This is a genomic window from Aminobacter aganoensis, from assembly GCF_014206975.1.
In the GTDB taxonomy this organism is placed as follows: Bacteria; Pseudomonadota; Alphaproteobacteria; order Rhizobiales; family Rhizobiaceae; genus Aminobacter; species Aminobacter aganoensis.
The window spans coordinates 773,448-786,737 of record NZ_JACHOU010000001.1 but is presented as its reverse complement, the minus strand read 5'-3'; the positions used below and the strand labels follow the sequence as shown (position 1 = coordinate 786,737).

The 13,290-nt window shown below is 65.2% G+C and carries 12 protein-coding genes; 3 read left to right on the top strand and 9 right to left on the bottom strand.

The window, feature by feature from the left end:
- Entirely contained in the window at nucleotides 1-975 is a 975-nt protein-coding gene (locus GGR00_RS03875; protein ID WP_184698001.1) for an ABC transporter substrate-binding protein, read from the top strand.
- Between the two features lie 154 nt (nucleotides 976-1,129).
- Here the strand turns inward: GGR00_RS03875 and yddG are convergent, their stop codons facing one another.
- The 7 genes from yddG to GGR00_RS03840 all read right to left on the bottom strand — a co-directional run bounded on the left by yddG (nucleotide 1,130) and on the right by GGR00_RS03840 (nucleotide 8,909).
- Nucleotides 1,130-2,035 (bottom strand): aromatic amino acid exporter YddG, encoded by a 906-nt coding sequence (yddG, locus tag GGR00_RS03870; protein WP_184697998.1) that lies wholly within the window; start codon nucleotides 2,033-2,035, stop codon nucleotides 1,130-1,132.
- A gap of 166 nt (nucleotides 2,036-2,201) precedes the next feature.
- Nucleotides 2,202-3,890 carry an ArnT family glycosyltransferase gene (locus tag GGR00_RS03865; RefSeq protein WP_184697995.1) on the bottom strand — a complete coding sequence of 563 codons (1,689 nt, stop codon included), beginning with the start codon at nucleotides 3,888-3,890 and terminating at the stop codon, nucleotides 2,202-2,204.
- Between the two features lie 7 nt (nucleotides 3,891-3,897).
- Entirely contained in the window at nucleotides 3,898-4,227 is a 330-nt protein-coding gene (locus GGR00_RS03860) for a lipid-A-disaccharide synthase N-terminal domain-containing protein (RefSeq protein WP_184697992.1), read from the bottom strand.
- Nucleotides 4,224-4,940 (bottom strand): glycosyltransferase family 2 protein, encoded by a 717-nt coding sequence (locus GGR00_RS03855; RefSeq protein ID WP_055969827.1) that lies wholly within the window; start codon nucleotides 4,938-4,940, stop codon nucleotides 4,224-4,226. Before GGR00_RS03855 ends, GGR00_RS03860 begins: the two co-directional genes overlap by 4 nt.
- A 126-nt stretch (nucleotides 4,941-5,066) precedes the next feature.
- Nucleotides 5,067-6,716 carry a thiamine pyrophosphate-binding protein gene (locus GGR00_RS03850; protein WP_184697989.1) on the bottom strand — a complete coding sequence of 550 codons (1,650 nt, stop codon included), beginning with the start codon at nucleotides 6,714-6,716 and terminating at the stop codon, nucleotides 5,067-5,069.
- Nucleotides 6,713-7,888, bottom strand: coding sequence for a CaiB/BaiF CoA transferase family protein (locus GGR00_RS03845; RefSeq protein ID WP_184697986.1), 1,176 nt, complete (start codon nucleotides 7,886-7,888; stop codon nucleotides 6,713-6,715). The genes GGR00_RS03850 and GGR00_RS03845 overlap by 4 nt, the downstream gene beginning before the upstream one ends.
- Nucleotides 7,889-7,976: 88 nt before the next feature.
- Nucleotides 7,977-8,909 carry an alpha/beta fold hydrolase gene (locus tag GGR00_RS03840; RefSeq protein WP_184697984.1) on the bottom strand — a complete coding sequence of 311 codons (933 nt, stop codon included), beginning with the start codon at nucleotides 8,907-8,909 and terminating at the stop codon, nucleotides 7,977-7,979.
- 207 nt (nucleotides 8,910-9,116) lie between these two features.
- Between GGR00_RS03840 and GGR00_RS03835 the strand changes: the two genes are divergently transcribed.
- Both GGR00_RS03835 and GGR00_RS03830 read left to right on the top strand, forming a co-directional pair.
- Nucleotides 9,117-10,043 (top strand): ABC transporter ATP-binding protein, encoded by a 927-nt coding sequence (locus tag GGR00_RS03835; RefSeq protein ID WP_055970611.1) that lies wholly within the window; start codon nucleotides 9,117-9,119, stop codon nucleotides 10,041-10,043.
- A complete protein-coding gene (locus tag GGR00_RS03830) occupies nucleotides 10,040-10,801 on the top strand; it encodes an ABC transporter permease (protein ID WP_055969815.1) in 762 nt (253 codons plus the stop codon). The genes GGR00_RS03835 and GGR00_RS03830 overlap by 4 nt, the downstream gene beginning before the upstream one ends.
- Nucleotides 10,802-10,810: 9 nt before the next feature.
- Here GGR00_RS03830 and GGR00_RS03825 read toward each other — a convergent pair whose 3' ends face one another.
- Nucleotides 10,811-11,728: a cation diffusion facilitator family transporter gene (locus GGR00_RS03825; protein ID WP_184697982.1), complete on the bottom strand. Its 918-nt coding sequence runs from the start codon at nucleotides 11,726-11,728 to the stop codon at nucleotides 10,811-10,813.
- 84 nt (nucleotides 11,729-11,812) lie between these two features.
- On the bottom strand, nucleotides 11,813-13,054 hold the full coding sequence (locus GGR00_RS03820; protein ID WP_246441262.1) for a tlde1 domain-containing protein: 1,242 nt from the start codon (nucleotides 13,052-13,054) through the stop codon (nucleotides 11,813-11,815).
- Between the last annotated feature and the right edge of the window lie 236 nt (nucleotides 13,055-13,290).

Sequence of the window (13,290 nt, the reverse complement as noted above, 5' to 3'; positions counted from 1 at the left end):
ATGAAAAGACTGATGATATCGTTGATGGCGGGAGCGATGTCGCTGGCCGCCGCACAGGCGGCACTTGCCGCCGACAAGGTGACGCTGCAGCTCAAGTGGGTGACGCAGTCGCAGTTTGCCGGCTACTACGTCGCCAAGGAGAAGGGCTTCTACGGCGAGGAGAACCTGGACGTCGACATCAAGCCGGGCGGCCCCGACATCGCGCCGGAGCAGGTGATCGCCGGCGGCGGCGCCGACGTCATCGTCGACTGGATGGGCGGTGCGCTGGCAGCCCGTGAGAAGGGCGTCGGCCTCGTCAACATCGCACAGCCCTACAAGAAGGCCGGCATGGAACTGGTCTGCCCGAAGGACGGGCCGGTCAAGACCGAAGCCGACTTCAAGGGCAAGACGCTGGGCGTCTGGTTCTTCGGCAATGAATATCCGTTCTTCGCCTGGATGAACAAGCTCGGCCTGTCGACCGAAGGTGGTGCCGATGGCGTGACCGTGCTGAAGCAGAGCTTCGACGTGCAGCCGCTGATCCAGAAGCAGGCCGACTGCATCTCGGTCATGACCTACAACGAGTACTGGCAGCTGATCGACGCCGGCTTCAAGCCGGACGAGCTGACCGTCTTCAACTACACCGCCATGGGCAATGACCTGCTCGAGGACGGCCTCTATGCGATGGAAGACAAGCTCAAGGACCCGGCCTTCGAAGACAAGATGGTGCGGTTCGTGCGCGCCTCGATGAAGGGCTGGAAGTATGCCGTCGACAATCCCGACGAGGCAGCCGGCATCGTCGTCGATAATGGTGGCCAGGACGAAAACCACCAGAAGCGCATGATGGGCGAGGTGGCCAAGCTGATCGACAATGCCGACGGCAAGCTGATCGAGGCGGCCTACAAGCGTACGGCAGAAGCGCTCCTGGCGCAGAAGATCATCACCAAGGAGCCCTCGGGCGCCTGGACGTCCACGATCACCGACAAGGCGATCAAGTAAGGTCTTCCGCCGGCGCATAGCGTTGCCGCGGGAGATGCCAACGACCTCTCCCCGCTCACTGCGGGGGGAGGAGTGGCCGCCAGGGCTCCCCAAGGCGTGCCGCGACAATGGGGAATGAGCGCTGATCTCAGCAACGACCGCCCGGGGGAGCGCCTCAGGTGGCCGTCGTTCCGGCCGAAGGCAGCCTTGATTGCCGCCTGAGCAACATGTCCTTGGCGGCGATCGCTGCGCCTGCCGTGATCAGGATGCAGGCGAGCGCGACCGACCAATGGAACGCGCCGAAGCCCGCCAGCAAGAGCACGATCACCGAAAAAAGTGGCGCCGCGTATGACAGGGCGCCCAGGACCATGATCTCGCCGTGCTTGCAGCCGTAATCCCAGGCATAAAAACCGGCTCCGAGCGGTATGGTGCCCAGGATGACGATGGCGGCCCACTGTGTTGCCGCCTCGGGCCAGATGGTGGTCTCAAGCGCCAGATGAAGCGCGAACGCAACCGCCGAGGTGATGAGGCAGTAGCCGGCGACCACGTCCGTCGGGACCTGGCCGAAGCGACGGGACAGGACCGAGTATCCGGACCAGATGAACGCGCAGGACAGCGCGATGACATGCCCTGGCCTGATCCCGTCGGCAAGTCCGACGCTGCCACCCTTGGTGATGACGACAATAGCGCCCGCAAGTCCAAGGATGACGCCGATCACGTGGTGCGTTTTCAGCTTTTCACCGGGAAGGAAGGCGGCGAACACGACAATCAGCAGCGGCCATAGATAGGCGATCAGGCTGACCTCGACGGGTGGGGCCGACTGGATCGCGAAAAAGTAGGCGCAGTGATAGATGCACAGTCCGGCCGTGCCCAACGCCCACACCTGCCATGGCTGTCGCAACGACCTGATTGCCTGGGGGCGCGCGATCCAGCTTGAGGCGCCGACAAGGCCGCCCAGGGCGAATGTCATGGCGGCAAGCTGGAACGGCGGAATGGCTCCCGCCGCGGTCGAAAGCAAGGCAAGGAACGACCAGGTCAGGATGGCGACAAAGCCAATCAGGGTTGCTGCTGTCCTGTTCATGCCCAATCCCGTCCATGCGCGAATACCTAGTTGGTGACATGGAACCAGGGGAGGACGGCGGTCGCATCAAGTCGCGCACTGTCTGGAACGCGACCTGGTCTCGCGACCCCCACCATGGCGACAGTTCCAAGCGGCTCGGGCGCAAGGCCCGACCGCCGTTCAGACGCTAGTTTGCCACCGTGTAGAAGGTCAGCGTGCGCGGCTCGCCCTTGGAATAGTTCATGCCCTCGATACGGCCGCGCTCCTTGAGTGCTGCTGCGCCGCCCGGCACTGCGGCGAGGAAGGCCTCGCTCTCGGCTGCCGAAACGACTGCAATGGCACATGCCGGATCTGCCGCCAGGGCTGCCGCGGCGCCCTTGCCATTGGTGAGTTCAGTGGAGGTGCCCGCGAGGAAGACCAGGCTCGGTTCGCTGTAGCCGGCCGAAGCGAGCACCGAGGTGGTGCAGGGTTTCAGCTTCTCGAACTGCGCGGCAATCTGCTGGCTGAGCCATAACGGCTTGAGCGGCGGCAGCACCTTCAGGGTCAGCACGCCGAAGGCCGCGGCTGCGGCGGCGGCGGCAATGCCGGTGCGCTTGAGCGGCGACATGTCGCTCGGCATGCCGGCGCCGAGCGTGGCGGCAACCAGGACCAGCAGCCCGGCCAATTGGCCCCACCAGGAGAACTGGCCGAGGAAGTAGGGCGTGATGCCGAGTGCGATGGCGGCAAGGCCGGCACTGATGCCGAAGACGCCAAAGGCGCAGGCGCGGCGGATCCAGAGCTGCCAGCGCGACAGCTCGATGCCTGCGGCGGACGGGTCGGTCAGCGACCAGGCCATGAGCAGGATCAGCGCGGGATAGGCCGGCAGCACATAGTGCGGCAGCTTGGTGGGGATTAGCTCGATGGCGATCCAGTAGGGCAGGTACCAGGCAAGGCAGAACAGCAGGCGCGGGTCGTCACGGAAGCGCTTGAGCGCCTTGAGACCGCCTTCGAGCGCGACGAGCGCGAAGGGCCACATGAACACGGAATAGGTCAGGAAGTAGTAGCCGGGCGGAAAGCCGTGCGATTCCTGGCCGGAGCCAACCTTGCTCAACAGGTCCTTGCCGACCGATTCCTGCCAGAATTCGGTGCCGGTCTTGATGGTGATCAGGATCAGCCAGGGCGCGGCGACGAGCAGCATCACAAGGAGGCCGGTGAAGGGCCGGAGCTTGCGCAGCCAGGAGCGGTCGCGGTCGAGAATGGCGATGGCGGCGACCGTGAGCAGGCTCAGGAACGGGATGACCGGACCCTTGATCAACAGGGCAAGGCCGTGGGCGATCCAGAACAGCCAGTTGGCCTTGCCCTGCGGCCGGCCGGCCTTGTGGCCGAGATAGACAGCGGCCAGCGCACCCTGTGCGAGCAGGGCCGTGGCGAGCAATGTCGCGTCGGTCTTGGCGATGCGCGCCTCGACGCCGAGCATCAGGATGCCCATGAGGCCGAGGCCGGCAATGACGCCGGCCGTGCGGCCGAACATGCGGTCGCCGATGAAGGCGAGCGCAAGGACGGAGAAGGTGCCGGCCAGTACCGAGACCAGGCGGTAGACCCAGATCGGGGCGTCGCTGCCCTTTCCGCTGACCAGGACCGCGGCCGACTGCAGCCAATAGATGCCGGCGGGCTTCTTGTAGCGCGGCACGTCCTGGAAGCGGATGTCGACATAGTCGCCGCTCTCGACCATCTGCTTGGTGGCCTGGACGAAGCGCGACTCGTCGCGGTCGGTCGGCGGCAGGGTGGAAATGCCGGGCGCAAAGGCAAACAGGCAGAGTGCCGCAAGCAGGAGATAGGTGAGTAGAGACAAAGACTTGTGCTGGGTCTCTGCGTTGTTGATTCCGGTTTCCAGCATGCCCGGGCTACTCGGTGTCGGCCATGGCGGCGCGCCGCTCATTGGCGATCAGCCAGAGGTTGCGGATATAGATGAACAGGCCGAGGCCCTGTCCGGCAATGAACACCGGATCCTGGCGCTGGATGGCATAGATCAAGAGCAGGGCGCCGCCGCCGAGCGAGAAGAACCAGAAGGCGACGGGAACGACCGAGCGCTTGGCGCGCTCGGAAGCGAGCCACTGCACCACGAAGCGCATGGTGAACATGCCCTGGGCAAGGAAACCGAGCAGGATCCAGCCGTCGAACTGGGCGACGAAGACATCGTGCAGCCAGGTGCCGAGTTCGGAAATCAGGTTCATTGGCCAAGCTCCGTGACCGATGGCACGACCTTGCGGCGGCGGCGCAGCCACCAGACACCGAAAAGGTCGAGGACGCCGCGCAGACCGCGATCGAGGATGCCGTAGTTGGATTTGCCGTGGCGGCGCGAGCGGTCGACGACATCGACATGGACGACGCCGCGGCCTTCGCGCAGCGAAAGCGCGGGCAGGTAGCGGTGCCAACCGTCGAAGAACGGCAACTGGCGGAACAGATCGGTGTGCAGCGCCTTGAGGCCGCAGCCGGAATCGCGCGTGCCGTCGCGCAGGATCATCTCGCGCAGGCCGTTGGCGAAGCGCGAGGACAGTTGCTTGAGTTTGGTGTCGGTGCGCTTGAGGCGTTGGCCGGCGGCGATGCCAACGGAGGGGCCGGCGGCGATCAGCGCGTCGGCAAGCCTGGGCAGGTAGGCGGGGTCGTTCTGGCCGTCGCCATCCATGGTGACGACGATGCTACCGCGCGCCGCGAAGACGCCGGAGCGGACGGCGGCACTCTGGCCGGCCGAGCGGTCGTGCCTGACATGGCGCAGGCGGCCGGCGCTGCGCGCCAGTTCGGCGAGAACGTCGGCCGTGCGATCGGTCGAGCCGTCATCGACGACGATGACCTCATAGTCGCGGCCGGCCATGGCGTCGTGGACCTCGCCGACCAGGATCGGCAGGTTCTCGGCTTCGTTCTTGCACGGAATGACGATTGAAATCATCAGCTTGCCTGGGACATGTTAGATTGGATGGTGGAATGCGCGGCCTCAATATCACCAAAGCCGCGCATTTGCCACGACGCTCGCGCTTTCCCTGGGGCAAGTCCCGCTTGTCCCAGGGGGCGGGGATCAGCGCTTGTCCCTGATGTCGCTCAGCGTGCGGGTCGGCGTGATGGCCTCGGGATCGAGCTTGATCTCGATGATCGTCGGCTTGCCGCTGGCACGCGCGCGCTCGAAGGCGGGGGCGAACTCGTCGGTCTCGCGCACCGTCTCGCCATGGCCGCCATAGGCACGGGCGAGGGCGGCGAAATCGGGGTTCCTGAGGTCGGTCGCCTCGACGCGGCCGGGATATTCGCGCTCCTGGTGCATGCGGATGGTGCCGTAGATGCCGTTGTTGACGACGATGACGATGATCGGCAGGCCGTATTGCACGGCGGTGGCGAACTCCTGGCCGTTCATCATGAAGCAGCCGTCGCCGGCGAAAGCCACGACCTCGCGCTCGGGAAACAGGCCCTTGGCGGCGACCGCCGCCGGCGTGCCGTAGCCCATCGAGCCCGACGTCGGCGCGCCCTGGGTGGCAAAGCGACGGAAGCGGTGGAAGCGGTGGACCCAGGTGGCGTAGTTGCCGGCGCCGTTGGTGAGGATGGCGTCCTCGGGCAGGACCTTTTCCAGCCAGTTCATGATCGGGCCCATCTGGACGGCACCCGGGCCGGCGAGCGGCGGGGTCGACCATTCGAGATAGGCGGCGTGCAGCGCCCTGGTGTTTTCGCTCCATGCCGGCTTTGCCGCCGGCTTGCGCTTGGCAAAGGCCTCGACGAAGGCCGCCGGTGACGCGTTGATGGCGATGGTCGGGCGGTAGACGCGGCCGAGTTCGTCGGCGTCGGCATGGACGTGGACGAGCTTCTGGTCGGGATAGGGGCTCTTGATCAGCGTGTAGTCCGAGGACGGCATCTCGCCGAAGCGGCCGCCGACAAGCAGGACCACGTCGGCGTCCTTGATCGCCTTGGCGATCTTGGGGTTGACGCCGATGCCGACGTCGCCGGCGTAGTTTTCATGCAGGTGGTCGAACAGCATCTGGCGGCGGAAGGAAACGCCGACCGGCAGCGACCAGGCCTCGGAAATCTTCTTCATGCGCTCGACGGCTTCGGCGTTCCAGCGCGTGCCACCGAGGATGACGAAGGGGTTTTTGGCGCCGTTGAGCAACGCTTCCAGCTTGACCAGTTCCTCTTCGCCGGGGCGGGTTTCGACGGCCACGGCGGGCAGGGCGACCGGGGCCTCGACGACGCTGGTCAGCATGTCCTCGGGCAGCGAGATGACGACGGGGCCGGGGCGGCCGGAAGTGGCGACGGAAAAGGCGCGGGTGAGCAGCTCGGGGATGCGCGCGGCATCGTCGATCTCGACCACCCACTTGGCGATGTCGCCGAAGAAGCGGCGATAGTTGACCTCCTGGAAGGCCTCGCGCTCCTTGGCGTGGCTGGCCACCTGGCCGATGAACAGGATCATCGGGATGGAATCCTGCATGGCGATGTGCACGCCGGCCGACGCGTTGGTGGCGCCGGGGCCGCGGGTGACGAAGCAGATGCCGGGCTTGCCGGTGAGGCGGCCGTGGCAGTCGGCCATCATCGCGGCACCCCCCTCCTGGCGGCAGACGATGCTGCGGATCTTGGAATCATGCAGGGCGTCGAGCACGGCCAGGTAGGATTCGCCCGGCACGCAATACATGCGGTCGACGCCATTGGCCTCGAGCGCGTCGACGATCAGTTGTCCGCCGGTCTTCATTTTTGTTTCTTCTCCAGTTCGGCAAGGATTTCCGCGGTGTGTTCCCCCAGCCGCGGTGAAGGTCTGACATAAGAAAGAGGGGTCTCGGACATGACCATTGGCGCGCGCACCGAGGGCAGCTTGTTGCCGTGGCCGTCGTCGAGATCCATGCGCATGCCGCGGGCGATCGCCTGCGGGTCGGCGAAGGCCTGGCCGATGTTGTTGATGGGGCTTGCCGGCACGCCTGATGCCTCGAGCCGGGCGAGCAAGGTTTCGCGGTCGAAGGCGGCGAGTGCGGCGACGATCTTTTCGCGCAGTTCGACACGGTTGGCGACGCGCGCCGAATTGGTGGCGAAGAGCGGGTCGGCGGCGAGGTCGTCGAGGCCGACGATGGCGCAGAATTTCTGGAACTGGCCGTCATTGCCGACAGCGAGGATGAAGTGGCCGTCGCGCACCGGCAGCACCTCGTAGGGCGAGATGTTGGGATGGGCGTTGCCCATCTGCACCGGCGAATTGCCCGAGACCAGGTAGTTGAGGTTCTGGTTGGCGAGCACCGACATCTGGGCGTCGAACAGTGCCATGTCGACATGCTGGCCCTGGCCGGTGGCTTCGGCGTGGCGCAGTGCCGCCTGGATGGCGATGACCGAATAGAGGCCGGTGAAGATGTCGGTGACGGCGACGCCGACCTTCTGCGGCTCGCCGCCGGCAGGGCCGGTGATCGACATCAGGCCGGACATGCCCTGGACGATGAAATCGTAGCCGGCGCGTGGGGCGTAAGGGCCCGACTGGCCAAAGCCGGTGATCGAGCAGTAGACCAGCTTCGGATTGATCTTCTTCAGGCTGTCGTAGTCGAGGCCGTATTTCTTGAGGCCGCCGAGCTTGAAGTTCTCGATCAGAACGTCGGCGTCCGACACCAGCTTGCGCACGATCTCCGCGCCTTCCGGCGTCGAGAAGTCGAGCGCGATCGAGCGTTTGCCACGGTTGCAGGAGTGATAATAGGCGGCCGACAGGTTCTCGCCGTCGTGGCCGGTGACGAAGGGGGGCCCCCATTTGCGGGTGTCGTCGCCGCCATCGGGGTTTTCCACCTTGATGACATCGGCGCCGAGATCGGCGAGCAACTGTCCGGCCCAGGGGCCAGCGAGGATGCGGGCGAGTTCGATGACGCGGACGCCGTGAAGGGGCGGATGGCTCATGGGGCACCAGAGATCATTTCGGTCGCGCCACGATCTATCAGGAGTCCCGGTGTGCCGCCACCACGTTGCGATGGGCCAGCACCCATGTTCACCGCGGAAATGTAAGGTCGAGCCAGCCGGCGAAATCGGCCATGATGGCATCGCGGTTCAGCTCGTTCAGGCTTTCGTGGCGGGTTTCGGCGTAAACCGTTGAAACGAGATTCGAAAAACCCATCCGGCGCAGGCGGGAAGCAAGCGCCTCGGTCGCCTTGCCGCCATCGGTTGCCGGATCGTGGGCACCGCCGGCGAGGTTGAACGGCAGGTCCTTGCGCACGCTTGCAAAGTTGCGGTCGTCGGCACCGGCAAAGACCAGCTCGAAAATGTCGGTCCACATCGACACCGAGGCATTCCAGCCGCAGAGCGGGTCGGCGATGTAGGCATCGACCTCTGCCGCGTCGCGTGACAGCCAGTCGAAATCGGTGCGGCGGCCGGGGATCTTCTTCGCCCAATCTCCGAAGGTCAGCCGGGGCAGGATGCGCGAGGGCACGTCGGAACCCAGCCGGAAGCGCTCGAAGGCGAGGATCGCCTGTGCCAGCCGGCCGAGGAGGCCGGCGGAGAAATTGGCGTTCCAGATGGCTGCGGCTGCGACCTGTTCAGAATGGCGCAGCACGAAGTTGAGTGCGATCAGCCCACCCATGGAGTGGCCGAAGACCACCACCGGCAGGCCGGGATGCTGGACGGCGATGAAGTCGTGCACGGCGCCGACGTCGGCAAGGACGCGATCGACGCCGTCCCTGGCCGCAAAACGCCCGGTGGGCGCATCGGGCGCCGAGGTCGCGCCATGGCCGCGATGGTCATGGGCGTAGACGTGGCAGCCGTGGCCGGCGAGGAAGTCGGCGAAGCGGCCATAGCGCGCGGCATGCTCGGCCAGCCCGTGGTTGACCTGCACCACCGCCCGGGCAGGGACCTCGGCGCGGCGGACAAACAGGTTGATATGGGCACCCGTGGGCGATGCGAGCGGAATGCGGCTGTCGAACGGCATTGTTGTCTTCCCTCGACCCGGACTGTTGAGGGTGCAAGCCTTGCGCGTCAAGGGCGGCGGCAGCGGATCAACACGACAATGTCAGGAGGCGGCGGCAGGGCACTTGTTCGCTCGACATCAGCCCATATATTCCGCTAACCCCAGCGCCGGCGTGCCCCCAGCCGGTTTTTGCTTCCATTTTCATTCACATCTCAAGCGATGATCGCCATGCAGCCGATTATTTCCGTTTCCAATCTTTCCAAGACATATGCGTCGGGCTTTTCGGCGCTGAAGAACATCAATCTCGACATCAGCCGTGGCGAGATCTTCGCCCTGCTCGGGCCGAATGGCGCCGGAAAGACGACGCTGATCAGCATCATCTGCGGCATCGTCAACCCGACCGAAGGCACGGTGCTGGCGGACGGGCACGACATCGTTCGCGACTACCGCGACGCGCGTTCGCGCATCGGGCTGGTGCCGCAGGAACTGACCACCGATGCCTTCGAAACCGTGTGGGCGACGGTCAGCTTCAGCCGCGGCCTGTTCGGCAAGCCTGCCAATCCGGCCCATATCGAGAAGATCCTGAAAGACCTTTCGCTGTGGGAGAAGAAGGACAGCAAGATCATGACGCTGTCGGGCGGCATGAAGCGGCGCGTGATGATCGCCAAGGCGCTGTCGCACGAACCGCAGATACTGTTCCTCGACGAGCCGACCGCCGGCGTCGACGTCGAACTGAGGCGCGACATGTGGGAGGTGGTGCGTTCGCTGCGCGAAACCGGCGTCACCATCATCCTGACCACGCACTACATCGAGGAGGCCGAGCAGATGGCCGACCGAGTCGGCGTGATCAGCCATGGCGAGATCATCCTGATCGAGGACAAGGCGGAGCTGATGCACAAGCTCGGCCGCAAGCAGCTGACGCTGCAGCTGCAGCAGAGGCTGGAGCAGGTGCCGGCGGAGCTTTCGAGCCACGGGCTGGAGCTGTCCGACGACGGCAACGAGCTCGTCTACACCTATGACACCCAAGGCGAGCGGACGGGCATCACCGCGCTGCTCAAGGATCTCAACGACGCCGGAATCCGCTTCAAGGACCTGCAGACCAAGCAGAGTTCGCTGGAGGAGATCTTCGTCAACCTGGTGAGTGAACGGCGATGAATTATCACGCTATCCGCGCAATCTACCTGTTCGAAATGGCGCGCACCTGGCGCACTCTGCTGCAGAGCATCGTTTCGCCGGTCATTTCGACCTCGCTCTATTTCGTCGTCTTCGGCGCGGCCATCGGCTCGCGCATCAGCGAGATCAACGGCATCAGCTACGGCGCCTTCATCGTGCCGGGGCTAATCATGCTGTCGCTTCTGACGCAAAGCATCTCCAACGCCTCGTTCGGCATCTATTTCCCGAAATTCGTCGGCACCATCTACGAACTGCTGTCGGCGCCGGTGTCCTATCTGGAGATCGTCATCTCCTATGTCGGGGCGGCGGCGTCGAAGTCGATCATCCTCGGGCTGATCATCCTGGCGACCGCCTCGCTGTTCGTGCCGCTGCAAATCCAGCATCCCGGCTGGATGCTGCTGTTCCTGGTGCTGACGGCCGTCACCTTCAGCCTGTTCGGCTTCATCATCGGCATCTGGGCCGGTAATTTCGAGCAATTGCAGCTTGTGCCGATGCTGATCGTGACCCCGCTGACCTTCCTTGGCGGCAGCTTCTACTCCATCGACATGCTGCCGCCGCTGTGGCGCACCGTGTCGCTGTTCAACCCGGTGGTCTATCTGGTGAGCGGCTTCCGCTGGAGCTTCTTCGGCGTGTCCGACGTCAATGTCGGCATCAGCCTCGGCATGACGCTTGCATTCCTCGCGGCCTGCCTGATCGCGGTCTGGTGGATCTTCAGGACCGGCTGGCGCATCAAGGCGTAGGACGGGCGGCTATTCGGCCCATTCCCTGTCGGCGGTGAAGGCGATGGTCAGCCAGCGGTCGGGACCTTCATCGCCAAGGGCGTCGCCGATCTCGTCGCGCAGGCGGTCCCATGCCTCGATGGTTTTCGCGGGCAGGCCGGGCGGCACGATGAAATAGAGTTCGATCTGCATCAGGCGGCCGACCTTGGCGACATAGGCGCGGTAGGACACGAAGCCGTGCCTGGCCACGGTGGCACGGGCGACTTCGTCGACATGTGTCTTGAGGGCTTCCGGCGTGATCAGGAGGATGTCGGAGAAGGCCTGGCGGACGGTGCCGACGGGCATCGGGATGATGATCAGGCAGACGAGCGCCAGCACGGCGGGGTCGACATAGGGCGCGATCCAGGCAAGCTCGGTGCCTTCGACCAGGCTGCCGCCGATGAAGGCAACCAGCAGGGCCGCGGTGATGCCGCCGGACATCATCCACGCGGTGACGTCGAGGGTGACGAAGTCGGACTGGATGGTCCGGTTGGCGCGGTTGCCGATGAACGCCATGGTCAGGCAGGCGGCGAGCGTCACCGCCGCATAGACGATGGCGAAGTCGAATTCGAGCTGGCGGCCGCCGGCCAAGAGGCTGGCGATGGCGTTGATCAGGGCGTAGATCGACACGCTCATCAAGACGATGCCGTTCATGCCCAGGACGATGGGCTCAAGGTGCCAGAAGCCGAGCGAAAAGCGCTTGTGCAGCCGGCGATTGTGGTTGGCATTGCTGGTGATGAGCCGCGCGACGATCAACGCCAGGATGGTCATGGTCGCGTCGGCGAGGGAATAGGCGCCATCGAAGGCGATCGAGGACGAACCGCTCAAGACGCCGAAGGCAATGCCGAACAGCGCGACGACGAAGGTCACGGCGATGGAAATCCGAAGGAGCTTCGTTTCGCTGAGCATGGCGCCGGTTATGGAATGGCGCGGAGACGATGTCTATCGGCAGCCGCCGGCGGCTGTGGCCAGCCGGCGATTGCGGGCCGTCCGTCAGATGCTCTTGCCGTTAGATGCGAGGCGGAAGCTTTCGCGTCCGCCGCTCGGCACGACGATCATCTGCTTGACCTTGCCCTGCTTGAAGGCGGTGAGGAAACGCTTGTAGTCGGCGAAGGCGACGCAGCCATGCGACTCCTCGCGGCCGCCGCGCAGCAGGTAGCTGTGGGTCAGGAAGCCGTCGCGGCCATATTTGTTCTTGCCGTCGACGGGCAGCATGCGGATCGCCTCGACTCCGTGGAAGCGGCTTTCGCGCATCCTGAGGTTATAGGTGTGGGGCGGGGTCGGGCCGTTCATCTTGACGTGCACGTAGCGCGGGTTGTCGGCCATGTTGCCGATGCCGGAATGCGCCTCGAGCACGCTGCCGTCGGGCATGTAGACCTTGGCAGCGCTGATGTCGTAGACGGCGACGCCATTGCCGGCCCTGGTCTTGCCGCCGAACATGTTGCGCAGCGACTGGCCAAGGGTGCTGCCTGGCTTGTCTTCCGGGACCTCCGGGCGGGCATAGGCGAGCTTCTCAGGCTTCTTCGTTTCGCGCTTGCCGGCGACTTCCGGAGCATCCGCCTCGGGCTCGCCGGCGTCCGCCTCGGCGGGCCTGGCTTGCGGGCGCAGCTCCGGCCGGGGGGCCGCGGACGGGGTCTCGGCATAGTCGGGCAGGGCGGCTTCCGCTTCGGCCTGTGCCGCGGCGAGGTCCTCGGAAGGACCGGTCAGCAGCGTGGAGAGCGCGGTGTCGGCGGCGCCTCCCGGCGAAGGATCGGCATAAGCGAGCATCGTCGGGTGCTGCGTCGTCGAGGCGGGCAGCGGCACGTCCTGGCTGGGCGCTGTTGCGGCGATGCGTTCTGGCGCGGCCTTGTCGACCGAGGCGAACAGGCTGGCGAGCGTCTTCGAGCTGAGATCGGCCTGCCTTGCGATGGTGTCGAAGCGGGCGGCATGGCCGGATGGGGGGGCGATGCCGGCATGGCGGGCGGATTTGCCCAGGCTGCCGGCCAGGCTGGCCGTGGCGACCGGCCTGTCATCCTTGGCCGTGATCCGGGGCTTGGCGGCGGCGACCAGTCGCGACGCCTTGTCGGTGCTGACATAGGCCGTGGGCCACGCCTTGGCGACCTTGACCACGTGGACCTGCGGCTTGGGCGCGAAATGGGTCGCATCGAAAGCGCGGGTGTTGCCCATCGCCACCATGCCGGCCATCGACCACGCGGCCACGCCCGCAAAGGCGGTGCCGAGGGAAGCGATCAGCAATGGACGCAAAAGACGGCCAAGAGGCCGAAAATAAACGGTTTTACTCACTAACGCGTAGCAGACCAGTCGTCCCGCAAACGTCGTACGGCCGGCGAGCGACCGCAGTGCGTGATTTCCGGAATGTCCCCAACTCGACAGAACGATGGAGAAAGGATGGACAAATATGGTTAAATTTTGCTTTGCGCCTGCAGTCGCGTCAGGAGCACCGTGTTGGCGGGCCGATACGGCACCCCGAA